Source organism: Pseudomonas sp. TE50-2 (assembly GCF_040813665.1).
GTDB classification, from domain to species: Bacteria; Pseudomonadota; Gammaproteobacteria; order Pseudomonadales; family Pseudomonadaceae; genus Aquipseudomonas; species Aquipseudomonas soli.
Map to the genome: position 1 here is coordinate 2,465,567 of NZ_JBFNXN010000001.1, position 24,434 is coordinate 2,490,000.

Here is a 24,434-nt window from a genome sequence, read left to right on the forward strand (position 1 = left end):
TTCCTTACTCAGCACTGCTGCTGAAATCGAGATCTTGGCCTGGCTGAAGGGAGACGATCGCCTTCTTCCAGTCATTACGCTTGCCCAGACCACGTGCGGTACGCTTGGTTTTACCCAGAACGTTAACGGTCGACACGTTTTCAACTTTTACGTTGAACAGGCCTTCGACAGCTTTCTTGATTTCCAGCTTGGTTGCATCGGTAGCAACCTTGAATACGAACTGGCCTTTTTTCTCAGCCAGAACGGTAGCCTTCTCGGAAACGTGCGGGCCAAGGAGGACTTTGAATACGCGTTCCTGGTTCATCCCAGCAGCTCCTCGAATTTCTTCACGGCCGAGACAGTGATCAACACTTTCTCGTATGCGATCAGACTGACCGGGTCGGAACCTTGAACGTCACGTACGTCGACGTGCGGCAGGTTACGAGCAGCCAGGTACAGGTTCTGATCAACAGCGTCCGAAACGATCAGTACGTCGCTCAGACCCATGCCGTTCAGCTTGTTCAGCAGGTCTTTGGTTTTCGGTGCTTCAACAGCGAAGTCCTGAACCACGACCAGACGGTCGCTACGCACCAGCTCGGCGAGGATGGAGCGCAGAGCTGCGCGGTACATCTTCTTGTTGAGCTTCTGCGAGTGATCTTGAGGACGAGCTGCGAAGGTTACACCACCGCCACGCCAGATCGGACCACGGGTAGTACCGGCACGAGCACGGCCAGTACCTTTCTGACGCCATGGGCGCTTACCGCCACCGGCCACGTCAGAACGGGTCTTCTGCTGCTTGGTGCCCTGACGGCCGCCGGCCATGTAGGCCACGACTGCTTGGTGTACCAGCGTCTCGTTGAATTCGCCACCGAAAGTCAGTTCGGAAACTTCGATCGCCTGAGCGTCATTTACATTAAGTTGCATGTCAGTTTCCCCTTACCCGCGAGCCTTGACAGCTGGACGCACAACCACGTCGCCGCCAGTAGCGCCTGGAACGGCACCCTTGATCAGCAGCAGGTTGCGTTCAGCGTCTACGCGTACTACTTCCAGGGACTGCACAGTCACGCGCTCAGCGCCCATGTGACCGGACATTTTCTTGCCCTTGAATACACGACCAGGAGTCTGGCACTGGCCGATGGAGCCAGGGACACGGTGCGATACGGAGTTACCGTGGGTGTTATCTTGACCACGGAAGTTCCAGCGCTTGATGGTACCGGCGAAGCCTTTACCTTTGGACTGACCGGTTACGTCTACCAGCTGGCCTGCAGTGAAGAGTTCAGCTTTGATCAGATCGCCAGCCTGGAAATCGCCTTCTTCAAGACGGAACTCCCAGACACCGCGACCAGCGGCAACGTTGGCCTTGGCAAAGTGGCCTGCCTGAGCGGCGGTCACACGCGAAGCACGACGCTCGCCGACAGTGACTTGCACTGCACGGTAGCCATCAGTTTCTTCGGTTTTGAACTGGGTGACGCGATTCGGCTCGATCTCGATGACCGTGACCGGAATGGAGACACCTTCTTCGGTGAAAATACGGGTCATGCCCGCTTTCCGACCGACTACACCAATAGTCATGTTGTAAACCTCATGAGTGTACGGGGCTTTCACCCGCTATGGCCGCCCATTTCAGAGCGTTACACGACCAGACCGAAGTCTTAGCCGAGGCTGATCTGTACTTCCACGCCGGCCGCCAGATCGAGCTTCATCAGCGCGTCAACGGTTTTATCCGTTGGCTGGACGATGTCCAGAACACGCTTATGAGTGCGAATCTCGTACTGGTCACGCGCGTCTTTGTTGACGTGCGGGGAAACCAGAACGGTGAAACGCTCTTTGCGGGTAGGCAGTGGAATTGGACCACGCACTTGTGCACCAGTACGTTTCGCGGTTTCCACGATTTCCTGGGTGGATTGGTCGATCAGGCGATGGTCGAAAGCCTTCAACCTGATACGGATTTGCTGATTTTGCATTGGATTTCAGACTCCAGGCTGTTCCCAACGGACGCACTACGCCCGCTAAAAGGAGGCGTGATTCTATAGACGCCCCAATTTAGTGTCAACCCAATAAAAAAAGCCCCCGCTGAGCGGGGGCTTTTTCAATCGGTCGAGTGATTACTCGATGATTTTGGCTACGACGCCGGCGCCGACGGTACGACCGCCTTCACGGATAGCGAAACGCAGACCGTCTTCCATTGCGATGGTCTTGATCAGGGTGACAGTCATCTGGATGTTGTCACCTGGCATTACCATTTCAACGCCTTCCGGCAGTTCGCAGTTACCGGTCACGTCAGTGGTACGGAAGTAGAACTGAGGACGGTAGCCTTTGAAGAACGGAGTGTGACGACCGCCTTCTTCCTTCGACAGGACGTAGACTTCTGCGGTGAACTTGGTGTGCGGCTTGACCGAACCTGGCTTGACCAGAACCTGGCCACGCTCAACGTCGTCACGCTTGGTACCACGCAGCAGAACGCCGCAGTTCTCGCCAGCACGACCTTCGTCCAGCAGCTTGCGGAACATCTCAACACCGGTGCAGGTGGTGGTGGTGGTGTCACGCAGACCAACGATTTCCAGGGCGTCCTGAACGCGGACGATACCACGCTCGATACGACCGGTAACAACGGTACCACGACCCGAGATCGAGAATACGTCTTCGATCGGCATCAGGAACGGCTGGTCGATGGCACGAACTGGCTCAGGGATGTAGGCATCCAGAGTTTCTACCAGCTTCTTGACAGCGCTGGTACCCATTTCGTTGTCGTCTTTGCCTTCCAGCGCCATACGAGCCGAACCGATGATGATCGGGGTGTCGTCGCCTGGGAAGTCGTAGGTGGACAGCAGGTCGCGAACTTCCATCTCGACCAGTTCCAGCAGCTCAGCGTCGTCTACCAGGTCAGCCTTGTTCAGGAAGACCACGATGTACGGAACGCCAACCTGACGGGACAGCAGGATGTGCTCACGGGTTTGTGGCATCGGACCATCGGCGGCCGAGCAAACCAGGATCGCGCCGTCCATCTGGGCAGCACCGGTGATCATGTTCTTCACGTAGTCAGCGTGACCTGGGCAGTCAACGTGAGCGTAGTGACGAATGTTCGAGTTGTACTCGACGTGCGCGGTGTTGATGGTGATACCGCGAGCTTTTTCTTCCGGAGCCGAGTCGATCTTGTCGAACTCAACGACGGCCGAACCGAAAACTTCGGAGCAGACGCGGGTCAGAGCTGCGGTCAGAGTGGTCTTACCGTGGTCAACGTGGCCGATGGTGCCGACGTTAACGTGGGGAAGGGAACGATCAAATTTTTCTTTAGCCACGACAGTGAACCTCTTGCCTAAAGGGGATTAGCCTTGTTTTTTAACGAGTGCTTCGACGATGTTCGACGGAGCTTCGGCGTATTTGGAGAATTCCATGGAGTAGCTTGCGCGACCCTGAGACATGGAACGAACGTCGGTTGCGTAACCGAACATCTCTCCGAGCGGTACCTCAGCAGTGATTACCTTGCCGGACACCGAGTCTTCATTACCCTGGATCATCCCGCGACGACGGCTCAGGTCACCCATCACGTCACCCAGGTAGTCTTCCGGGGTTACAACTTCGACCTTCATGATCGGCTCAAGCACCACGCCACCGCCCTTCTGGGCCAGTTGCTTGGTCGCCATCGAAGCGGCGATCTTGAACGCCATTTCGTTGGAGTCGACGTCGTGGTACGAACCGTCGAATACCGTGGCCTTCAGGCCGAGCAGCGGATAGCCGGCGACAACGCCGTTTTTCATCTGCTCTTCGATACCCTTCTGGATCGGGGCGATGAATTCCTTAGGAATCACACCACCAACGACTTCGTTGGTGAACACCAGACCTTCGGTGATGTTGCCCTTCTCGTCAACGTCCGGCTCCGAGAAACGGATCCAGCAGTGACCGAACTGACCACGACCACCCGACTGACGAACGAACTTGCCTTCGATCTCGACGTTGGACTTGGTGATCTTCTCGCGGTACGAAACCTGCGGCTTGCCGACGTTGCACTCGACGTTGAACTCGCGCTTCATGCGGTCAACGAGGATGTCCAGGTGCAGCTCACCCATACCGGAGATGATGGTCTGGCCGGTTTCTTCGTCGGTCTTGACGCGGAACGACGGGTCTTCCTGGGCCAGCTTGCCCAGAGCGATACCCATCTTCTCCTGGTCAGCCTTGGTTTTCGGCTCTACGGAGAGCGAAATTACCGGCTCAGGGAAGTCCATACGCTCGAGGATGATCGGCTTGTCGGCGTTGCACAGGGTGTCACCGGTGGTGACGTCCTTCATGCCGATCAGAGCAGCGATGTCGCCAGCGCGCACTTCTTTGATCTCTTCACGCTGGTTAGCGTGCATCTGCACCATACGACCAACGCGCTCTTTCTTGCCTTTGACCGAGTTGATGACGGAGTCACCGGAGGTCAGGAAGCCCGAGTAGACGCGGACGAAGGTCAGAGTACCCACGAACGGGTCGGTAGCGATCTTGAACGCCAGGGCCGAGAACGGCTCGTTGTCGTCAGCAGGACGCTCGTCGTACTGTTCTGCAGTGACTTCGTCCTTCGGCACGTCGATCAGATCAGGGTGAATACCCTTGATCGCAGGGATCTCGGTTGGCGCAGGCAGGAAGTCGATAACGGCGTCGAGAACCAGGGGAACGCCCTTGTTCTTGAACGAGGAACCGCAGACAGCAGGAACGATCTCGCTCGCCAGGGTACGGGCGCGCAGACCAGCCTTGATGTCTTCGACGGACAGGTCACCTTCTTCAAGGTACTTGTTCATCAGCTCTTCGTTGGCCTCGGCAGCAGCCTCGACCATGTTGCTGCGCCATTCGTTGGCCAGGTCCACCAGCTCGGCAGGAATTTCTTCCTCGCGGTAGGTAGTACCTTTGTCGTCGTCGTTCCAGTAGATGGCTTTCATCTTGATCAGGTCAACCTGACCCTGGAAGTCGTCTTCCGCACCGATAGCCAGCTGGACCGGAACCGGGGTGTGACCCAGACGGTTCTTGATCTGACCGACAACGCGCAGGAAGTTGGCACCAGCACGGTCCATCTTGTTCACGTAGACAACACGTGGGACGCCGTACTTGTTGGCCTGACGCCATACGGTTTCGGACTGTGGCTCAACGCCGGAGGTACCGCAGAACACAACGACCGCGCCGTCGAGTACGCGCAGCGAACGCTCAACTTCAATGGTGAAGTCAACGTGGCCGGGGGTATCGATGACGTTTACGCGGTAGTTGTCGTACTGACCACGGGAACCCTTCCAGAAGGTGGTAACGGCAGCGGAGGTAATGGTGATACCGCGCTCCTGCTCCTGCACCATCCAGTCGGTGGTCGCGGCGCCGTCATGCACCTCGCCCATCTTGTGGCTCAGACCTGTGTAGAACAGGATCCGCTCGGTAGTGGTGGTCTTGCCCGCGTCAACGTGGGCACAGATACCAATGTTACGGTAGCGGTTAATTGCTGTAGTACGAGCCATAAAGCCCTCGCAAAATGATTGATGCTTGAATTAGAAGCGGTAGTGCGAGAACGCTTTGTTGGCTTCAGCCATACGGTGAACGTCTTCACGCTTCTTGACTGCAGCACCTTTGCCTTCGGCAGCATCCAGCAGTTCACCGGCCAGGCGCAGAGCCATCGACTTCTCGCCGCGCTTGCGGGCGTAGTCTACGAGCCAGCGCATTGCCAGAGCGTTACGACGGGACGGACGAACTTCAACCGGGACCTGGTAAGTGGCACCGCCGACACGGCGGGACTTTACTTCGACCAGCGGAGCGATGGCGTCGAGAGCTTTCTCGAAGATTTCCAGGGGGTCGCTGTTCTTGCGTGCTTTGACTGCGTCCAGGGCACCGTAAACGATGCGCTCGGCCACGGCCTTCTTGCCGCTTTCCATCACGTGGTTCATGAACTTGGCGAGGATCTGGGATCCGTACTTCGGATCGTCCAGGATCTCACGTTTTGCTGCTACACGACGTCTTGGCATGATAAGCCCTCAAACGGTCTTCAGGTTAGCCCGGGACGTGAGTCTTCGACCCCTGCCCGACCTTACTCTTATCGACTCAAAAAATTGGATATGTGCAAACGGCCGATTACTTCGGACGCTTGGTACCGTACTTCGAACGACCCTGGTTACGGCCTTTGACGCCCGAGGTATCCAGAGAGCCGCGAACGGTGTGGTAACGAACACCTGGCAAGTCTTTTACACGGCCGCCACGGATCAGGACGACGCTGTGCTCTTGCAGGTTGTGGCCTTCACCACCGATGTACGAGGAAACCTCGAAACCGTTGGTCAGACGCACACGGCATACTTTACGCAGTGCCGAGTTAGGTTTTTTCGGCGTGGTGGTGTACACGCGGGTGCACACGCCACGACGCTGCGGGCAGTTCTGCAGCGCAGGAACGTCGGACTTCTCGACCGAACGCTTACGCGGCTGACGTACCAGCTGGTTGATAGTTGCCATCTACTAGCTCCACTGATTGTCTTGCGACTCTATTGTCTTGCAAGAAAGCCAAAAATTGGCGAGACGGAGCCTCACCAAATTTAAGGGTACAAAAGTCTAAAGAGGATCTTGCACCCAGTCAAGACGAGGCCCCGGCCCTCCTCGCCCGGTCATCGGCAACAAATCATGTCGCCGATGCCCGCCCGAGGCTTGCCGGGGCCCTGCCCTGTACTTAGTTACCGCTGGAATTCAGTGCTTCGGTCAGTGCGGCTTCCACCTCACTGGCGCTCACACGCAGCGGCTTGTCGGCATCACGGCGACGCTTGCGCTCGCTGTGGTAGGCCAGACCGGTACCGGCCGGGATCAGACGACCCACGACCACGTTCTCTTTCAGGCCGCGCAGGTAGTCACGCTTGCCGGTTACCGCCGCCTCGGTCAGTACACGGGTGGTTTCCTGGAAGGAAGCCGCCGAGATGAACGATTCGGTGGACAGCGAGGCCTTGGTGATACCCAGCAACACACGGGTGAACTTGGAGATGAACTTGTCTTCGCCGGCGAGACGCTCGTTCTCTACCAGGACCTGAGTCAGTTCCATCTGGTCGCCCTTGATGAAGCTGGAGTCGCCCGACTCGGAGATCTCGACCTTGCGCAGCATCTGACGCAGGATGGTCTCGATGTGCTTGTCGTTGATCTTCACGCCTTGCAGACGGTAAACGTCCTGGATCTCGTTGACGATGTACTTCGCCAGCGCGCTCACACCCAGCAGACGCAGGATGTCGTGCGGATCGCTTGGGCCGTCGGAGATAACTTCGCCGCGGTTGACCTGTTCGCCTTCGAAGACGTTCAGGTGGCGCCACTTCGGAATCAGCTCTTCATACGGATCGCTACCGTCGGTCGGAGTGATGACCAGGCGACGCTTGCCCTTTGTCTCTTTACCGAATGCGATGGTGCCGCTGACTTCAGCCAGGATCGAGGCTTCTTTCGGACGGCGCGCTTCGAACAAGTCGGCAACGCGTGGCAGACCACCGGTGATGTCACGGGTCTTCGACGTTTCTTGCGGGATACGCGCGATAACGTCACCGACGCCGATCTGGGCACCGTCAGCCACACCGACGAGGGCGTTGGCAGGCAGGAAGTACTGGGCAGGTACGTCGGTACCTGGCAGGTACAGGTCCTTGCCATTGGCGTCGACCATCTTGATCGCCGGACGGATTTCCTTGCCTGCGGCAGGGCGATCCTTGACGTCCAGAACTTCAATGTTGGTCAAGCCGGTCAGTTCATCGGTCTGACGCTTGATGGTGATGTTTTCTTCCATGCCCACGAAGGTCACGGTACCTTTCAGCTCGGTAACGATCGGGTGGGTGTGCGGGTCCCACTTGGCGACGATGGCGCCAGCTTCGACCTTGTCACCTTCCTTGACCGAAATCACCGCACCGTAAGGCAGCTTGTAACGCTCACGCTCACGGCCGAATTCGTCGGCAATCGCCAGCTCGCCGGAACGCGATACGGCAACCAGGTTACCGTCGGCACGCTCGACCTGCTTCAGGTTGTGCAGACGCACCATACCGCCGTTCTTCACCTGGACGCTGTCGGCAGCCGAAGTACGGCTTGCAGCACCACCGATGTGGAACGTACGCATGGTCAGCTGGGTACCCGGCTCACCGATCGACTGTGCAGCGATAACGCCGACAGCTTCACCGATGTTCACCTGGTGACCACGAGCCAGGTCACGACCGTAGCACTTGGCGCAGATGCCGTAGCGGGTTTCGCAGTTGATCGGCGAACGCACGACGACTTCGTCGATGCTGTTCAGCTCGATGAACTCGACCCACTGCTCGTCTACCAGGGTACCGGCCGGAACGATGACGTCCTCGGTGCCTGGCTTGAATACGTCACGGGCGATGACACGACCCAGTACGCGCTCACCCAGCGGCTCTACAACGTCGCCGCCTTCGATGTGCGGGGTCATCAGCAGGCCCTGGTCGGTGCCGCAGTCGATCTCGGTCACGACCAGATCCTGGGCAACGTCTACCAGACGGCGAGTCAGGTAACCGGAGTTCGCGGTTTTCAACGCGGTATCCGCCAGACCTTTACGAGCACCGTGAGTCGAGATGAAGTACTGCAGTACGCTCAGACCTTCACGGAAGTTCGCGGTGATCGGCGTCTCGATGATCGAGCCGTCCGGCTTGGCCATCAGGCCACGCATACCGGCCAGCTGACGGATCTGAGCGGCGGAACCACGCGCACCGGAGTCGGCCATCATGTACATCGAGTTGAAGGACTCTTGCTCGACTTCCTTGCCCTCGCGGTCGACGACCTTCTCTTTCGAGAGGTTGGCCATCATCGCCTTGGACACTTCGTCGTTCGCCTTGGACCACAAGTCGATGACCTTGTTGTACTTCTCGCCCTGGGTGACCAGGCCGGAGGCGTACTGGCTCTCGATTTCCTTCACTTCGTCGGTAGCGGTACCGATGATGCGGGCTTTCTCGTCCGGGATAACGAAGTCGTTAACGCCGATCGAAACGCCGGAAATGGTCGAGTAGGCAAAACCGGTGTACATCAGCTGGTCAGCGAAGATCACGGTCTCTTTCAGACCCACCACGCGGTAGCACTGGTTGATCAGCTTGGAGATCGCCTTCTTCTTCATCGACTGGTTGACGACGTCGAACGGCAGGCCGGCCGGTACTACCTGGAACAGCAGCGCACGGCCGACGGTGGTGTCGACGATACGGGTGTTCTTGGTGATGCTGCCATCACGGTCTTTCACGGTTTCGTTGATACGAACCTTGATTTTCGCGTGCAGGGCGGCTTCGCCGGCGCGGAATACGCGGTCGACTTCCTGCAGGTCGGCGAATACGCGACCTTCGCCCTTGGCGTTGATGGCTTCACGGGTCATGTAGTACAGACCCAGTACCACGTCCTGCGACGGAACGATGATTGGCTCACCGTTGGCTGGCGACAGGATGTTGTTGGTCGACATCATCAGCGCGCGCGCTTCGAGCTGGGCTTCCAGGGTCAGCGGCACGTGAACGGCCATCTGGTCACCGTCGAAGTCGGCGTTGTACGCGGCGCAGACCAGCGGGTGCAGCTGGATAGCCTTACCTTCGATCAGCACAGGCTCGAAAGCCTGGATACCCAGACGGTGCAGGGTCGGCGCACGGTTGAGCAGTACGGGGTGTTCGCGGATCACCTCGGCGAGAACGTCCCACACCTCCGGCAGCTCGCGCTCGACCATCTTCTTGGCAGCCTTGATGGTGGTCGCCAGACCACGCATTTCCAGCTTGCCGAAAATGAACGGCTTGAACAGCTCGAGGGCCATCTTCTTCGGCAGACCGCACTGGTGCAGACGCAGGGTCGGGCCTACGGTAATTACCGAACGACCGGAGTAGTCCACGCGCTTACCGAGCAAGTTCTGACGGAAGCGACCTTGCTTACCTTTGATCATGTCGGCCAGGGACTTCAGCGGACGCTTGTTCGAGCCAGTGATGGCGCGACCGCGACGGCCGTTGTCGAGCAGGGCGTCGACCGCCTCCTGCAGCATGCGCTTTTCGTTGCGCACAATGATGTCCGGCGCCGACAGATCGAGCAGGCGCTTCAGACGGTTGTTACGGTTGATCACCCGACGATACAGGTCGTTCAGGTCGGAGGTCGCAAAGCGGCCGCCATCCAGCGGTACCAGCGGACGCAGGTCCGGCGGCAGTACTGGCAGGACGGTCAGGACCATCCACTCAGGCAGGTTGCCCGAGCCCTGGAAAGCTTCCATCAGCTTCAGGCGCTTGGACAGCTTCTTGATCTTGGTTTCCGAGTTGGTCTGCGGAATTTCTTCGCGCAGGCGGCCGATCTCGTGCTCCAGGTCGATAGCGTGCAGCAGCTCGCGGACAGCCTCGGCACCCATGCGGGCGTCGAAGTCGTCACCGAACTCTTCCAGCGCTTCGAAGTACTGCTCGTCGTTCAGCAGCTGGCCCTTCTCGAGGGTGGTCATGCCCGGATCGATCACCACGTAGCTCTCGAAGTAGAGCACGCGTTCGATGTCACGCAGGGTCATGTCCATCAGCAGGCCGATACGGGACGGCAGCGACTTCAGGAACCAGATGTGGGCAACCGGCGAGGCCAGTTCGATGTGCGCCATGCGCTCACGACGAACCTTGGCCAGAGCAACTTCAACGCCGCACTTCTCGCAGATCACGCCGCGGTGCTTGAGGCGCTTGTACTTGCCGCACAGGCACTCGTAGTCCTTGACTGGGCCAAAAATCTTGGCGCAGAACAGACCGTCACGCTCAGGCTTGAACGTACGGTAGTTGATGGTTTCCGGCTTCTTGACTTCACCGAACGACCACGAACGGATCATTTCAGGCGACGCCAGACCGATGCGGATGGCGTCGAACTCTTCGACTTGACCCTGGTTTTTCAGCAAATTCAGTAGGTCTTTCAAGGCCTTTCCTCCTGGCGGAGCAGGGAGTGGGCATTACCTGCCCACTCCCCTCGCGTCACGTGTTATTCGGTTTCCAGATCGATATCGATACCGAGCGAACGGATCTCTTTGATCAACACGTTGAAGGACTCGGGCATGCCCGGCTCCATACGGTGATCGCCATCCACGATGTTCTTGTACATCTTGGTACGGCCGTTCACGTCGTCCGACTTCACTGTGAGCATTTCTTGCAGGGTGTATGCCGCGCCGTATGCTTCCAGCGCCCACACTTCCATCTCCCCGAAACGCTGACCACCGAACTGCGCCTTACCACCCAGCGGCTGCTGGGTAACCAGGCTGTAGGAACCAGTGGAACGCGCGTGCATCTTGTCGTCCACCAAGTGGTTCAGCTTGAGCATGTACATGTAACCAACGGTCACCGGACGCTCGAACTTGTTGCCGGTACGGCCATCGAACAGCACCATCTGGCCGCTCTCTGGCAGATCTGCCAGTTTCAGCATGGCCTTGATCTCACGCTCCTTGGCACCGTCGAAGACTGGAGTGGCCATCGGCACGCCTTTCTTCAGGTTGTTCGCCAGGGCGATGATCTCTTCGTCGGTGAACTCTTCCAGGTTCTCCTGACGACCACCGATCTCGTTGTAGATCTCGGTGAGGAAGGTGCGCAGTTCAGCGGCTTTGCGCTGTTCTTCGATCATGCGGTCGATCTTCTCGCCCAGGCCCTTGGCCGCGAGGCCCAGGTGGGTTTCAAGGATCTGACCGACGTTCATACGCGAAGGTACGCCCAGCGGGTTCAGTACGACGTCGACCGGAGTACCGTTGGCGTCGTGCGGCATGTCTTCGACCGGCATGATTACCGAGACGACACCCTTGTTACCGTGACGACCGGCCATCTTGTCACCCGGCTGGATGCGACGGCGGATTGCCAGGTAGACCTTGACGATCTTCAGTACGCCTGGAGCCAGGTCATCGCCCTGCTGCAGCTTGCGCTTCTTGTCTTCGAACTTGTCGTCCAGCAGGCGACGGCGATCGACGATGTACTGCTGAGCCTTTTCCAGCTGCTCGTTCAGTGCATCTTCGGCCATGCGCAGTTTGAACCACTGGCCGTGCTCCAGACCGTTCAGCACGTCGTCGCTGATCACGGTGCCTTTCTTCAGGCCCGCGCCACCGTCGACCACCTGGCCGTTCAGAGCGGAACGCAGACGCTCGAAGGTCGCGCCTTCGACGATGCGGAACTCTTCGTTGAGGTCCTTGCGGATCTCGTCCAGCTGCATCTTCTCGATGGCCAGGGCGCGGCTGTCGCGCTCGACGCCATCACGGGTGAAGACCTGTACGTCGATGACGGTACCCTTGGTGCCGGTCGGCACACGCAGGGAGGTGTCTTTGACGTCGCTGGCCTTCTCACCGAAGATCGCACGCAGCAGTTTTTCTTCCGGAGTCAGCTGGGTCTCGCCTTTCGGAGTGACCTTGCCGACCAGGATGTCGCCAGCGCCGACTTCGGCACCCACGTAGACGATACCGGCTTCGTCCAGCTTGTTCAGCGCAGCTTCACCGACGTTCGGGATGTCCGCGGTGATTTCCTCTGGGCCAAGCTTGGTGTCACGGGCCACACAGGTCAGTTCCTGGATGTGGATCGTGGTGAAGCGGTCTTCCTGAACCACACGCTCGGACAGGCAGATGGAGTCTTCGAAGTTGAAGCCGTTCCACGCCATGAACGCGATGCGCATGTTCTGACCCAGTGCCAGTTCACCCATGTCGGTGGACGGGCCGTCGGCCATGATGTCGCCACGCGCAACCTTGTCACCCTTGCTGACCAGCGGACGCTGGTTGATGCAGGTGTTCTGGTTGGAGCGGGTGTATTTGGTCAGGTTGTAGATATCCACACCTGCTTCACCGGTCTCGACTTCGTCGTCGGCAACGCGCACGACGATACGGCTGGCGTCGACCGAGTCGATCACACCACCGCGACGAGCAACCACGCAGACACCGGAGTCACGGGCAACGTTGCGCTCCATGCCGGTACCTACCAGCGGCTTGTCGGCACGCAGGGTCGGTACAGCCTGACGCTGCATGTTGGAACCCATCAACGCACGGTTGGCGTCGTCGTGCTCGAGGAACGGAATCAGCGACGCGGCAACCGAAACTACCTGCTTCGGCGAAACGTCCATCAGGGTGACGTCTTCCGGCGCCTTGACGGTGAATTCGTTCAGGTGACGAACAGCTACCAGCTCATCGATCAGCTGCTTCTTGTCGTTCATCGCGGCCGAAGCCTGGGCGATCACGTGATCAGCCTCTTCGATGGCGGACAGGAACACGATGTCGTCGCTGACCACGCCTTCCTTCACCACGCGGTACGGGCTTTCCAGGAAGCCGTACTGGTTGGTGCGGGCATAGGCTGCCAGGGAGTTGATCAGACCGATGTTCGGACCTTCAGGGGTCTCGATCGGGCACACGCGGCCGTAGTGGGTCGGGTGTACGTCACGGACTTCGAAGCCAGCACGCTCACGGGTCAGACCACCAGGGCCGAGTGCGGAAACGCGGCGCTTGTGGGTGATCTCGGAAAGCGGGTTGTTCTGGTCCATGAACTGCGAGAGCTGGCTGGAACCGAAGAACTCTTTCACCGCCGCCGCAACCGGCTTGGCGTTGATCAGGTCCTGCGGCATCAGGCCTTCGCTTTCAGCCATCGACAGACGCTCTTTGACCGCGCGCTCAACACGCACCAGGCCAACGCGGAACTGGTTCTCGGCCATCTCGCCGACGCAACGGACGCGACGGTTACCCAGGTGGTCGATGTCGTCGACGATGCCTTTGCCGTTACGGATATCGACCAGGGTCTTGAGGACCTCGACGATGTCTTCCTTGCTCAGCACGCCCGAACCTTCGATCTCGGTGCGACCGATACGACGGTTGAACTTCATGCGGCCAACGGCGGACAGGTCGTAACGCTCGGCGCTGAAGAACAGGTTGTTGAACAGGGTCTCGGCGGCGTCCTTGGTTGGCGGCTCGCCCGGACGCATCATGCGGTAGATCTCGACCAGCGCTTCCAGTTGGTTGCTGGTGGTGTCGATCTTCAGGGTGTCGGAGATGAACGGACCGCAGTCGATGTCGTTGGTGTACAGCGTCTCGACGCGAACGACCTGGGCCTTGGCGATCTTCACCAGCAGGTCGGTGGTCAGCTCGGTGTTGCACTCGGCAATGATCTCGCCGGTAGCCGGATGCACGATCGCCTTGGCGGTGGTGCGACCCAGTACGTACTCCAGCGGAACGTCCAGCTCTTTCACGCCAGCCTTTTCCAGCTGGTTGATGTGGCGCGCGGTAATACGGCGGCCTTGCTCGACGATGACCTTGCCGCTGTCGTCATGGATATCCATGACCGCAACTTCACCACGCAGACGCTGAGGTACCAGTTCCAGGCTGAGCTTCTCGCCGGAAAGGTGGAACACGTTGGTGGTGTAGAAGGTGTTCAGAACCTCTTCGGTGCTGTAACCCAGGGCACGCAGCAGTACCGAGGCCGGCAGTTTGCGGCGACGGTCGATACGTACGAACACGCAGTCTTTCGGGTCGAACTCGAAGTCCAGCCACGAACCGCGGTAAGGGATGATGCGCGCGGAGTACAGCAGCTTACCGGAGCTGTGCGTCTTGCCACGGTCGTGGTCGAAGAACACACCAGGCGAACGGTGCAGCTGGGATACGATCACACGCTCGGTACCGTTGATAACGAAGGTACCGTTTTCAGTCATCAGGGGGATTTCACCCATGTAGACTTCTTGCTCTTTGATGTCCTTGATCGCTTTATTCGACGATTCCTTGTCGAAGATGATCAGGCGCACCTTCACCCGCAGCGGGACCGCAAAGGTCACACCGCGCAGGACACATTCCTTCACATCGAAAGCCGGCTCGCCCAGGCGATAGCCGACGTACTCCAGGGCAGCATTGCCGGAGTAGCTGATGATCGGGAATACCGATTTGAAGGCCGCATGCAGACCGACGTCGCGGAACTGATCCTTGGATGCTCCCGCCTGCAGGAATTCGCGATACGAATCCAGCTGGATGGCCAGGAGGTACGGCACATCCATGACGTCCGGCAACTTGCTAAAGTCCTTGCGGATACGTTTTTTCTCAGTGTATGAGTAAGCCATCAGCATTCCCCAGCTTGGTCACCTGCTTGTTTGGCATCTCCCGGCGGGAGCAGCCAGAAAATCGTGCAAACCCTTTGGTTTGCGCCACCCTCTTGGGTGTCTTGCAGCTCGTTATCGGGGCCGACCTGATCGGCCACCAATAACGGAAAAAGGCCGGTGGCATAAGCCACCAGCCATCAGCCCTTCGCTTGACGCTCGGGCTGGCATCGCAAAGTCGAAATTACTTCAGCTCGACTTTAGCGCCTGCTTCTTCCAGCTTCTTCTTAGCGTCTTCAGCGGCTTCTTTCGAAACGCCTTCAGCTACAACCTGAGGAGCGCCATCGACTTTCTCTTTGGCTTCTTTCAGGCCCAGACCAGTCAGCTCGCGAACGGCCTTGATCACGTTTACTTTCTTGTCGCCGGCTTCAACCAGAACAACGTTGAACTCGGTTTGCTCTTCAACAACGGCAGCGGCAGCAGCTGGGCCGGCAGCGGCAACAGCAGCGGTAACGCCGAAGGTTTCTTCCATTGCTTTGATCAGCTCAACAACTTCCAGAACGGTTTTCTGGCCGATTGCTTCGATGATTTGCTCGTTAGTCAGAGACATGACTTAAATCCTGTATTGGGGTGACAGCCTACGCAGCTATCAAATTAAACGTATGATTTGAAAGAGTTTCCGGTGCCTTAGGCAGCGGTGGCTTCTTTCTGGTCGCGAATGGCTGCCAGGGTACGGGCCAGCTTGCTGGTAGCGCCTTGGATCACGCTCATCAGCTTCGCGATGGCTTCGTCGCGGGTCGGCAGGGTAGCCAACACGTCGATCTGGTTCGCTGCAATGAACTTGCCGTCAAACGCAGCTGCCTTGATCTCGAACTTGTCCTGACCCTTGGCGAACTCTTTGAACAGACGAGCAGCGGCGCCCGGGTGTTCGTTGGAGAAAGCGATCAGGGTCGGGCCAGTGAAGGCGTCGTTGAGGACACTGAATTCAGTGTCGGCAACAGCGCGCTTGAGCAGGGTGTTACGTACGACACGTACGTATACGCCAGCTTCACGAGCCTCTTTACGGAGTCCGGTCATTGCGCCTACAGTCACACCACGGGCATCAGCCACGACAGCGGACAGAGCGACTTTGGCAGCCTCGTTGACTTCAGCGACGATGGCCTTCTTGTCTTCGAGTTTAATTGCCACGGGTAAAACTCCTGCTTGTTACCGTTTCATCTGGCCGAAGCCGGATGTCGTTTTGGTGTCTGATTCGGTAAGGAACCGGGAGCACCATCTGCGTAGGCTGGTTGTTTAAGGCTTGCGCCGCCTACGGTCTTGGATAGCCCCCGCCAGGCAGGGACCCCAATTTTTGCTGCCGGCGAGCTTACACCCGCCGGCATGGTCTTACACGTCCAGCGAGCTCTGATCGATGATCAGACCTGGGCCCATGGTGGTGCTCAGGGTAACGCGCTTGACGTAGATACCTTTCGAGGAAGCCGGCTTGATACGCTTCAGATCAGCGATCAGGGCTTCAACGTTTTCCTTCAGCTTGCCAGCTTCAAAGCCGATCTTGCCAACGGAGGTGTGGATGATACCGTTCTTGTCGGTACGGTAGCGAACCTGACCAGCCTTGGCGTTTTTCACGGCAGTGGCTACGTCTGGGGTAACGGTACCGACTTTCGGGTTAGGCATCAGGCCGCGAGGACCCAGAACCTGACCCAGCTGACCTACAACACGCATGGCATCAGGCGATGCGATGACGACGTCATAGTTCAGGTCGCCGCCTTTCATTTCGGCAGCCAGATCGTCCATACCTACGCGGTCAGCGCCGGCAGCCAGAGCGGCTTCAGCAGCCGGGCCCTGGGTGAAGACGGCAACACGTACGGTCTTGCCAGTGCCGTGCGGCAGCACGGTAGCGCTACGTACGACCTGGTCGGATTTACGCGGGTCAACACCGAGGTTGACGGCGATGTCGTAGGACTCGACGAACTTGGCAGCAGGCAGCGAGGCCAGCAGAGTTGCCGCTTCTTCGAAGTTGTAGGCCTTGCCTGCTTCGATTTTTTCGGCGATTGCCTTTTGGCGCTTGGTCAGCTTAGCCATTACACACCCTCCACGTTCAGGCCCATGCTGCGGGCAGAGCCAGCGATGGTGCGTACAGCAGCGTCCAGGTCAGCGGCAGTCAGGTCAGCCTGTTTGGCTTTCGCGATGTCTTCCAGCTGAGCGCGGGTAACGGTACCGACTTTAACGGTGTTCGGACGAGCCGAACCACTGGTCAGGCCAGCAGCTTTCTTCAGCAGAACCGAGGCAGGGGTGCTCTTGGTTTCGAAGGTGAAGCTACGGTCACTGTAGACAGTGATGATCACTGGAGTCGGCAGACCTGGCTCTTGACCCTGAGTACGGGCGTTGAAGGCCTTGCAGAATTCCATGATGTTAACACCGTGTTGACCCAGTGCTGGACCAACGGGTGGGCTTGGGTTGGCCTGGCCGGCCTTTACTTGCAGCTTGATGTAAGCCTGAATCTTCTTAGCCATGAGCTACTCCAAAATCGGGTACAAACGCCAGATGGCTCCCCGGATGACTTGCGTTTTATCCCAGTGACGACAAAACCCCGCAGCACATAGGGCTGCGGGGTATGGGATGCTTCGTCCTGCTAGACCTTCTCGACCTGGCCGAACTCGAGCTCCACCGGAGTAGAGCGACCGAAAATGAGCACTGCAACCTGCAGGCGGCTCTTTTCGTAGTTAACCTCTTCGACGGTGCCATTGAAGTCAGCAAACGGACCATCAACGACTCGAACCACTTCACCCGGCTCGAACAACGTCTTCGGCTTCGGCTTGTCACTACCATCGGCAACGCGACGGAGGATGGCCTCGGCCTCTTTATCAGTGATCGGCGCAGGCTTGTCTGCGGTACCACCAATGAAACCCATGACTCGAGGGGTGTCCTTGACAAGGTGCCAAGTCCCTTCGTTCATTTCCATCTGGACCAATACATAGCCAGGGAAGAATTTGCGCTCGCTCTTGCGCTTCTGGCCGTTGCGCATTTCAACGACTTCTTCGGTCGGGACCAGGATCTCGCCGAATTCGTCTTCCATGCCAGCCAGCTTGACGCGCTCGATCAGGGAGCGCATCACATGCTTCTCGTAACCCGAGTAAGCATGCACTACGTACCAACGCTTAGCCACGGGACACCCTTAGCCAACAATCAAGGAGACCGCCCAGCCGAGCAGGGAGTCGAGACCCCACAGCAGCAGTGCCATAACCAGTACAACAGCCACGACAATCAGCGTGGTCTGAGTGGTTTCTTGGCGGGTCGGCCACACGACTTTACGGATCTCGGTCCGCGCTTCCTTCGCCAGCGTGAAGAACGACTTACCCTTCGCAGTCTGCAAGGCAACGAAGCCTGCAACCGCAGCCAGGGCGAGAAGTGCAAGAACGCGGTACAGGATCGGCGACGCGGAGTAATACTGATTACCCACAACGGCGACAACCACCAAAGCCACTACAGCCAGCCACTTGAACAAGTCGAAACGCGATTCTTGGGCTTCAGTTTTGGGAGTCATCGGGGAGGATCCTGTAAGAAGAAAGCCAATCACACCGAGGTGAATGGCAGGTCAGGAGGGAATCGAACCCCCAACCTACGGTTTTGGAGACCGTCGCTCTGCCAATTGAGCTACTGACCTGTAACGCTGTATCAGGCCGGCCATTATACCGGCCTGATCAAGTAAATCAACTACTTATTCGATAATTTTTGCTACGACACCAGCACCGACGGTACGACCGCCTTCACGGATGGCGAAACGCAGACCGTCTTCCATTGCGATGGTCTTGATCAGGGTGACAGTCATCTGGATGTTGTCACCTGGCATTACCATTTCAACGCCTTCCGGCAGTTCGCAGTTACCGGTCACGTCAGTGGTACGGAAGTAGAACTGAGGACGGTAGCCTTTGAAGAACGGAGTGTGACGACCGCCTTCTTCCTTCGACAGGACGTAGACTTCTGCGGTGAACTTGGTGTGCGGCTTGACCGAACCTGGCTTGACCAGAACCTGGCCACGCTCAACGTCGTCACGCTTGGTACCACGCAGCAGAACGCCGCAGTTCTCGCCAGCACGACCTTCGTCCAGCAGCTTGCGGAACATCTCAACACCGGTGCAGGTGGTGGTGGTGGTGTCACGCAGACCAACGATTTCCAGGGCGTCCTGAACGCGGACGATACCACGCTCGATACGACCGGTAACAACGGTACCACGACCCGAGATCGAGAATACGTCTTCGATCGGCATCAGGAACGGCTGGTCGATGGCACGAACTGGCTCAGGGATGTAGGCATCCAGAGTTTCTACCAGCTTCTTGACAGCGCTGGTACCCATTTCGTTGTCGTCTTTGCCTTCCAGCGCCATACGAGCCGAACCGATGATGATCGGGGTGTCGTCGCCTGGGAAGTCGTAGGTGGACAGCAGGTCGCGAACTTCCATCTCGACCAGTTCCAGCAGCTCAGCGTCGTCTACCAGGTCAGCCTTGTTCAGGAAGACCACGATGTACGGAACGCCAACCTGACGGGACAGCAGGATGTGCTCACGGGTTTGTGGCATCGGACCATCGGCGGCCGAGCAAACCAGGATCGCGCCGTCCATCTGGGCAGCACCGGTGATCATGTTCTTCACGTAGTCAGCGTGACCTGGGCAGTCAACGTGAGCGTAGTGACGAATGTTCGAGTTGTACTCGACGTGCGCGGTGTTGATGGTGATACCGCGAGCTTTTTCTTCCGGAGCCGAGTCGATCTTGTCGAACTCAACGACGGCCGAACCGAAAACTTCGGAGCAGACGCGAGTCAGCGCTGCAGTCAGAGTGGTCTTACCGTGGTCAACGTGGCCGATAGTGCCGACGTTAACGTGAGGTAGCGAACGATCAAACTTTTCCTTAGCCATCGATACAGTCCTCCGCAGAAGAAATAGTCATACCGCTGATAAAACAAAGGCAGATATTTTCATATCTGCCTTGTTTATATGGAGCTCTTGAGCGGACTTGAACCGCTGACCTCACCCTTACCAAGGGTGTGCTCTACCAACTGAGCTACAAGAGCGAAACACTTTGTGCAACAACAGCAAACTTGGAGCGGGTAGCGGGAATCGAACCCGCATCATCAGCTTGGAAGGCTGAGGTTCTACCACTAAACTATACCCGCGGAGCTTGCGGCTCTCGCTAAAACTGGTGGAGGGAGAAGGATTCGAACCTTCGAAGCTCTCGCAACGGATTTACAGTCCGTCCCCTTTGGCCGCTCGGGAATCCCTCCAGATGTGGCCGGCATTCTATTTGGCTGCCGCCCCAGTGTCAAGCGTTTTTTCAAATTTTTTCAATCAAATCTGAAACTTAGCTGCTTTGACACTGCCTCCAGATCTACCACCTAAGTGATGTTCCCTGTGAAGCGGGCGCCATTCTATCAAGCTATTCGGCAGTTGCAATACCCTCGCACAAAATAATTTTGTGTTTTAAGTCTTTGAAATCCTTGGAAAGAGTCGAGAGCACAGCCGGGTCCAGCAAACGCTCGCTTTCCGGGGCAACCTTGAGCCAGAGCCCGTCGGCACCCGGCAGCTGACCAACCACTGGCAGGGCAGCGATATCCAGGCTCACTAGCCGCTGACGCAAGGCCTCGAGCTGCTCGGGCGCAGCCATGCCCCCAACCACCAGGCATTCGTCACGGCGCCGGGCGGGCGCCGCAACTCCGGTTTCGCGCAACAGGCGGATTTCCTGCTGGGAACCTTTGTACAAAGCCAACGGGGCGACTTCCTTGACCTTCAGGGGAGCTTCCTGCTGATGCCACACGTAATAAAAGACGTTGAGCACAACCAACAGCAGAAACAACCAGCGCATAGTCAGTCACCTCAGTTCAATGGACAGGCCATGGCCAAACCGACGAATACCAGGTCCGGCACGATCCGAGCCTTCGGCGCCGCCTCCTGCACCAAGGGCGCGTCCCCACCGGTCAGAAAGACAGTGAAGTCCTCACCCCACATCGCCCTGGCCTGCTCGATCTGGGTACGGGCGAAGCCCTGGAGCATCAGCACGCAACCACGCTCGACCGCCTCGACGGTCGAGCGCCCCGGTGCCAGGCTGTTCAGAGCGCGCTCGGCCGACGCATCGTCATAGCGAATACGCCGGGTATGGGTACGTAACTGGCTACGCATCAGCGGCATGCCCGGGCAGATGTAGCCACCAAGGTGTTCACCATTGGCCGCGACGAAATCCGCCTTGGCTGCGGTGCCGAAATCAATGACCAGGCAAGCACGCCCGGCCAGGTGATAGGCACCCAGCGCGCCCAGCCAGCGGTCCATGCCCAGACGCTGGTAATCGTCATAGCCATTGCGCACGCCGGCCATTTCCTGCACAGGTTGGGCCACGTTTACCTCGACCCCGAACGAGGCCTGGATCAGCGCGCACAGCGATGAAGTTTCCTCTTCACTGCGTACACTGACCATGCGGCAACCAGTCAGACTCAGGCTCGAGAGCCCTGCGACAGCTGCGACCAATGCCTGATCGGAGTCCACGATGCCACCACCGTTGATGGTGGCGTCGGCTGCATGGATGACGCGCCACTTGATAAAGCTGTTTCCACAATCGAGCTCAAGAATCATCACGCAACCTCAGGCTCAGCTCACCGCCGCTGAAGCTCTTCTCCACACCATCGACCTCCAGACGCAAGCCGCCCTGCCCATCCACCCCCAGCGCGACGCCTTCGATACGCGAAGTGCCCGCGACAAGCGAAACTTTGCGCCCCTGCCACAGGTGCGCCTGCTCCCATTCCTCCTGGAACGCAGCGAAACCATAGCGGCGATGGCGACCAAGTTCGTGTTGCAACTGCTGGCTGAGCACCGCCACCAGCTGGTTGCGATCCACCAGTTGCCCAGCTTCGCCGCGCATCGAGGCCCATTGCTGATCGATCTGTTCGTTGCCCTGCATGTTTACATTAATGCCGATACCCAGCACCACATGGCAGACGTCCGCAGGATCCCCAACCAGCTCCAGGAGTATTCCGGTGATCTTGCGCCCGCCGGCAAGGACATCATTGGGCCACTTGAGCCCCACATCCTTTAGCCCGAATGCCTGCAGTGTACGCATCACCGCCAGGCCGACCACCAGGCTCAAGCCCTCGAGCTGACGCATGCCGCCATCGATGCGCAAGACCAGGCTGTAATAGAGGTTTTCTGCAAAAGGACTGACCCACGGACGCCCACGACGACCGCGACCTGCACTCTGGCGCTCGGCCAGCACCAGAAACGGCGCTGCCTGCCCTTGCGCGATCAGCCTCAGCCCTTCGGCATTGGTGGAGTCGATGGTTTCGTGAATGAACACCGGCCATGGCTCGCCCTGCGAGAACTTGGCGATTGCCTGCGCTTCGAGCAGGTTCAACGGCGCCGCCAGCTGATAGCCGCGGCCACGGACCTTGTGAATGGTCAGGTTCAGTTCGCTCTCCAGGTGCTGCAGCTGCTTCCAAACGGCGCTGCGACTCACCCCAAGGGCGGCCCCCAGGGCTTCTCCGGAATGGAACCGGCCATCCTTGAGGAGGTTCAACAACTTCAGCATGCCAATCTCGACTCGGAATAAGGCTGGCATGATAGCCACGCCCCGAGGGCTTGCATAGGAAAAGGGCTACCGCTGCCACTACAGGCGACGGGCTCCTGCAAGGGCGGGCGTTAACTTGCCAAACGCGCAAAAGACAAAACCCCTACCTGCTCGCGCAGATAGGGGTTTTGCGAAATGAATCTTGACGATGACCTACTCTCACATGGGGAAACCCCACACTACCATCGGCGATGCATCGTTTCACTACTGAGTTCGGGATGGGATCAGGTGGTTCCAATGCTCTATGGTCGTCAAGAAATTCGGTTGCCAGTACGTCCTTGCAGACATGCCAGCCAATTCGGATATGCGATATTTGTGGTTCGTCGCGAACTTTCGGTTCGTTTCGTCTTCACCACCACAATTTGGCCTCGGCGCAAATTGCTTGGGTGTTATATGGTCAAGCCTCACGGGCAATTAGTATTGGTTAGCTCAACGCCTCACAGCGCTTACACACCCAACCTATCAACGTCGTAGTCTTCGACGGCCCTTCAGGGAGCTCAAGGCTCCAGTGAGATCTCATCTTGAGGCAAGTTTCCCGCTTAGATGCTTTCAGCGGTTATCTCTTCCGAACATAGCTACCCGGCAATGCCACTGGCGTGACAACCGGAACACCAGAGGTTCGTCCACTCCGGTCCTCTCGTACTAGGAGCAGCCCCTCTCAAATCTCAAACGTCCACGGCAGATAGGGACCGAACTGTCTCACGACGTTCTAAACCCAGCTCGCGTACCACTTTAAATGGCGAACAGCCATACCCTTGGGACCGGCTTCAGCCCCAGGATGTGATGAGCCGACATCGAGGTGCCAAACACCGCCGTCGATATGAACTCTTGGGCGGTATCAGCCTGTTATCCCCGGAGTACCTTTTATCCGTTGAGCGATGGCCCTTCCATACAGAACCACCGGATCACTAAGACCTACTTTCGTACCTGCTCGACGTGTGTGTCTCGCAGTCAAGCGCGCTTTTGCCTTTATACTCTACGACCGATTTCCGACCGGTCTGAGCGCACCTTCGTACTCCTCCGTTACTCTTTGGGAGGAGACCGCCCCAGTCAAACTACCCACCATACACTGTCCTCGATCCGGATAACGGACCTGAGTTAGAACCTCAAGGTTGCCAGGGTGGTATTTCAAGGATGGCTCCATGAGAACTGGCGTCCCCACTTCAAAGCCTCCCACCTATCCTACACAAGCAAGCTCAAAGTCCAGTGCAAAGCTATAGTAAAGGTTCACGGGGTCTTTCCGTCTAGCCGCGGATACACTGCATCTTCACAGCGATTTCAATTTCACTGAGTCTCGGGTGGAGACAGCGCCGCCATCGTTACGCCATTCGTGCAGGTCGGAACTTACCCGACAAGGAATTTCGCTACCTTAGGACCGTTATAGTTACGGCCGCCGTTTACCGGGGCTTCGATCAAGAGCTTCGCTTGCGCTAACCCCATCAATTAACCTTCCGGCACCGGGCAGGCGTCACACCCTATACGTCCACTTTCGTGTTTGCAGAGTGCTGTGTTTTTAATAAACAGTCGCAGCGGCCTGGTATCTTCGACCGGCGTGGGCTTACGCAGCAAGTGCTTCACCCTCACCGGCGCACCTTCTCCCGAAGTTACGGTGCCATTTTGCCTAGTTCCTTCACCCGAGTTCTCTCAAGCGCCTTGGTATTCTCTACCTAACCACCTGTGTCGGTTTGGGGTACGGTTCCCAGTTATCTGAAGCTTAGGAGCTTTTCTTGGAAGCATGGCATCAACCACTTCGCGCTCTAGTGAGCACTCGTCATCAGCTCTCGGCCTTAAGATCCCGGATTTGCCTAAGATCTCAGCCTACCACCTTAAACTTGGACAACCAACGCCAAGCTGGCCTAGCCTTCTCCGTCCCTC

General features: G+C 57.9%; 20 protein-coding genes, 4 tRNA genes and 2 rRNA genes (1 of these 26 cut by a window edge). All 26 read right to left on the bottom strand.

Annotated features, from left to right (window positions below; translation table 11 throughout):
* Positions 1–4 precede the first annotated feature (4 nt).
* On the bottom strand, positions 5–304 hold the full coding sequence (gene rplW / locus AAHK21_RS11305; protein ID WP_003255484.1) for a 50S ribosomal protein L23: 300 nt from the start codon (positions 302–304) through the stop codon (positions 5–7).
* A complete protein-coding gene (gene rplD, locus AAHK21_RS11310) occupies positions 301–903 on the bottom strand; it encodes a 50S ribosomal protein L4 (protein WP_003255485.1) in 603 nt (200 codons plus the stop codon). Before rplD ends, rplW begins: the two co-directional genes overlap by 4 nt.
* A 12-nt stretch (positions 904–915) precedes the next feature.
* Positions 916–1,551: a 50S ribosomal protein L3 gene (rplC, locus tag AAHK21_RS11315; RefSeq protein WP_011531887.1), complete on the bottom strand. Its 636-nt coding sequence runs from the start codon at positions 1,549–1,551 to the stop codon at positions 916–918.
* Between the two features lie 80 nt (positions 1,552–1,631).
* Positions 1,632–1,943 carry a 30S ribosomal protein S10 gene (gene rpsJ, locus AAHK21_RS11320; RefSeq protein WP_003186070.1) on the bottom strand — a complete coding sequence of 104 codons (312 nt, stop codon included), beginning with the start codon at positions 1,941–1,943 and terminating at the stop codon, positions 1,632–1,634.
* A 141-nt stretch (positions 1,944–2,084) separates the two neighbouring features.
* Positions 2,085–3,278, bottom strand: coding sequence for an elongation factor Tu (gene tuf / locus AAHK21_RS11325; RefSeq protein ID WP_217868085.1), 1,194 nt, complete (start codon positions 3,276–3,278; stop codon positions 2,085–2,087).
* Positions 3,279–3,305: 27 nt separating this feature from the next.
* A complete protein-coding gene (fusA, locus tag AAHK21_RS11330; RefSeq protein WP_367857274.1) occupies positions 3,306–5,453 on the bottom strand; it encodes an elongation factor G in 2,148 nt (715 codons plus the stop codon).
* A gap of 30 nt (positions 5,454–5,483) precedes the next feature.
* Positions 5,484–5,954, bottom strand: coding sequence for a 30S ribosomal protein S7 (gene rpsG, locus AAHK21_RS11335; RefSeq protein ID WP_023628750.1), 471 nt, complete (start codon positions 5,952–5,954; stop codon positions 5,484–5,486).
* A 106-nt stretch (positions 5,955–6,060) separates the two neighbouring features.
* A complete protein-coding gene (gene rpsL / locus AAHK21_RS11340; protein ID WP_003255492.1) occupies positions 6,061–6,432 on the bottom strand; it encodes a 30S ribosomal protein S12 in 372 nt (123 codons plus the stop codon).
* A 211-nt stretch (positions 6,433–6,643) separates the two neighbouring features.
* A complete protein-coding gene (gene rpoC, locus AAHK21_RS11345; protein WP_046857349.1) occupies positions 6,644–10,843 on the bottom strand; it encodes a DNA-directed RNA polymerase subunit beta' in 4,200 nt (1,399 codons plus the stop codon).
* Positions 10,844–10,905: 62 nt separating this feature from the next.
* Entirely contained in the window at positions 10,906–14,979 is a 4,074-nt protein-coding gene (rpoB, locus tag AAHK21_RS11350; RefSeq protein ID WP_031314438.1) for a DNA-directed RNA polymerase subunit beta, read from the bottom strand.
* Between the two features lie 220 nt (positions 14,980–15,199).
* Positions 15,200–15,565 (bottom strand): 50S ribosomal protein L7/L12, encoded by a 366-nt coding sequence (gene rplL / locus AAHK21_RS11355; RefSeq protein WP_003255496.1) that lies wholly within the window; start codon positions 15,563–15,565, stop codon positions 15,200–15,202.
* A gap of 77 nt (positions 15,566–15,642) precedes the next feature.
* Entirely contained in the window at positions 15,643–16,143 is a 501-nt protein-coding gene (gene rplJ, locus AAHK21_RS11360) for a 50S ribosomal protein L10 (protein WP_023628748.1), read from the bottom strand.
* Between the two features lie 198 nt (positions 16,144–16,341).
* Complete coding sequence (rplA, locus tag AAHK21_RS11365; protein WP_023628747.1) at positions 16,342–17,037, bottom strand: 50S ribosomal protein L1; 696 nt, start codon at positions 17,035–17,037, stop codon at positions 16,342–16,344.
* Positions 17,037–17,468, bottom strand: coding sequence for a 50S ribosomal protein L11 (rplK, locus tag AAHK21_RS11370; RefSeq protein WP_011531881.1), 432 nt, complete (start codon positions 17,466–17,468; stop codon positions 17,037–17,039). The genes rplA and rplK overlap by 1 nt, the downstream gene beginning before the upstream one ends.
* Before the next feature lie 119 nt (positions 17,469–17,587).
* Positions 17,588–18,121: a transcription termination/antitermination protein NusG gene (gene nusG, locus AAHK21_RS11375; protein ID WP_023628746.1), complete on the bottom strand. Its 534-nt coding sequence runs from the start codon at positions 18,119–18,121 to the stop codon at positions 17,588–17,590.
* A gap of 9 nt (positions 18,122–18,130) precedes the next feature.
* Entirely contained in the window at positions 18,131–18,499 is a 369-nt protein-coding gene (gene secE, locus AAHK21_RS11380; RefSeq protein ID WP_023628745.1) for a preprotein translocase subunit SecE, read from the bottom strand.
* A 44-nt stretch (positions 18,500–18,543) separates the two neighbouring features.
* Positions 18,544–18,619 (bottom strand) — tRNA-Trp (locus tag AAHK21_RS11385).
* A gap of 54 nt (positions 18,620–18,673) precedes the next feature.
* The gene (gene tuf / locus AAHK21_RS11390) at positions 18,674–19,867 is read right to left on the bottom strand and encodes an elongation factor Tu (RefSeq protein ID WP_217868085.1); all 1,194 of its coding nucleotides are present in this window, start codon (positions 19,865–19,867) and stop codon (positions 18,674–18,676) included.
* Between the two features lie 79 nt (positions 19,868–19,946).
* A tRNA-Thr gene (locus tag AAHK21_RS11395) sits at positions 19,947–20,022 on the bottom strand.
* 28 nt (positions 20,023–20,050) lie between these two features.
* Positions 20,051–20,124 (bottom strand) — tRNA-Gly (locus tag AAHK21_RS11400).
* A 24-nt stretch (positions 20,125–20,148) separates the two neighbouring features.
* Positions 20,149–20,232 (bottom strand) — tRNA-Tyr (locus AAHK21_RS11405).
* A 152-nt stretch (positions 20,233–20,384) separates the two neighbouring features.
* On the bottom strand, positions 20,385–20,810 hold the full coding sequence (locus tag AAHK21_RS11410; protein ID WP_046857351.1) for a hypothetical protein: 426 nt from the start codon (positions 20,808–20,810) through the stop codon (positions 20,385–20,387).
* An 11-nt stretch (positions 20,811–20,821) separates the two neighbouring features.
* On the bottom strand, positions 20,822–21,571 hold the full coding sequence (locus tag AAHK21_RS11415; RefSeq protein ID WP_367857275.1) for a pantothenate kinase: 750 nt from the start codon (positions 21,569–21,571) through the stop codon (positions 20,822–20,824).
* Complete coding sequence (gene birA, locus AAHK21_RS11420; RefSeq protein ID WP_367857276.1) at positions 21,561–22,520, bottom strand: bifunctional biotin--[acetyl-CoA-carboxylase] ligase/biotin operon repressor BirA; 960 nt, start codon at positions 22,518–22,520, stop codon at positions 21,561–21,563. The genes AAHK21_RS11415 and birA overlap by 11 nt, the downstream gene beginning before the upstream one ends.
* A gap of 179 nt (positions 22,521–22,699) precedes the next feature.
* Positions 22,700–22,815 (bottom strand): 5S ribosomal RNA (rrf, locus tag AAHK21_RS11425).
* 137 nt (positions 22,816–22,952) lie between these two features.
* A 23S ribosomal RNA gene (locus AAHK21_RS11430) occupies positions 22,953–24,434 on the bottom strand; it runs 1,412 nt beyond the window's last position.

Excerpts from the sequence above, each read along its gene's own strand:
- tuf (WP_217868085.1), bottom strand. The coding sequence starts at position 19,867 with ATGGCTAAGGAAAAGTTTGATCGTTCGCTACCTCACGTTAACGTCGGC.
- AAHK21_RS11410 (WP_046857351.1), bottom strand. The coding sequence starts at position 20,810 with ATGCGCTGGTTGTTTCTGCTGTTGGTTGTGCTCAACGTCTTTTATTAC.
- birA (WP_367857276.1), bottom strand. The coding sequence starts at position 22,520 with ATGCTGAAGTTGTTGAACCTCCTCAAGGATGGCCGGTTCCATTCCGGA.
- rpsJ (WP_003186070.1), bottom strand. The coding sequence starts at position 1,943 with ATGCAAAATCAGCAAATCCGTATCAGGTTGAAGGCTTTCGACCATCGC.
- AAHK21_RS11415 (WP_367857275.1), bottom strand. The coding sequence starts at position 21,571 with ATGATTCTTGAGCTCGATTGTGGAAACAGCTTTATCAAGTGGCGCGTC.
- rplL (WP_003255496.1), bottom strand. The coding sequence starts at position 15,565 with ATGTCTCTGACTAACGAGCAAATCATCGAAGCAATCGGCCAGAAAACC.
- rplA (WP_023628747.1), bottom strand. The coding sequence starts at position 17,037 with ATGGCTAAGCTGACCAAGCGCCAAAAGGCAATCGCCGAAAAAATCGAA.
- rplC (WP_011531887.1), bottom strand. The coding sequence starts at position 1,551 with ATGACTATTGGTGTAGTCGGTCGGAAAGCGGGCATGACCCGTATTTTC.
- rpsL (WP_003255492.1), bottom strand. The coding sequence starts at position 6,432 with ATGGCAACTATCAACCAGCTGGTACGTCAGCCGCGTAAGCGTTCGGTC.
- secE (WP_023628745.1), bottom strand. The coding sequence starts at position 18,499 with ATGACTCCCAAAACTGAAGCCCAAGAATCGCGTTTCGACTTGTTCAAG.
- rplW (WP_003255484.1), bottom strand. The coding sequence starts at position 304 with ATGAACCAGGAACGCGTATTCAAAGTCCTCCTTGGCCCGCACGTTTCC.
- fusA (WP_367857274.1), bottom strand. The coding sequence starts at position 5,453 with ATGGCTCGTACTACAGCAATTAACCGCTACCGTAACATTGGTATCTGT.
- rplK (WP_011531881.1), bottom strand. The coding sequence starts at position 17,468 with ATGGCTAAGAAGATTCAGGCTTACATCAAGCTGCAAGTAAAGGCCGGC.
- rpsG (WP_023628750.1), bottom strand. The coding sequence starts at position 5,954 with ATGCCAAGACGTCGTGTAGCAGCAAAACGTGAGATCCTGGACGATCCG.
- rplD (WP_003255485.1), bottom strand. The coding sequence starts at position 903 with ATGCAACTTAATGTAAATGACGCTCAGGCGATCGAAGTTTCCGAACTG.
- rpoB (WP_031314438.1), bottom strand. The coding sequence starts at position 14,979 with ATGGCTTACTCATACACTGAGAAAAAACGTATCCGCAAGGACTTTAGC.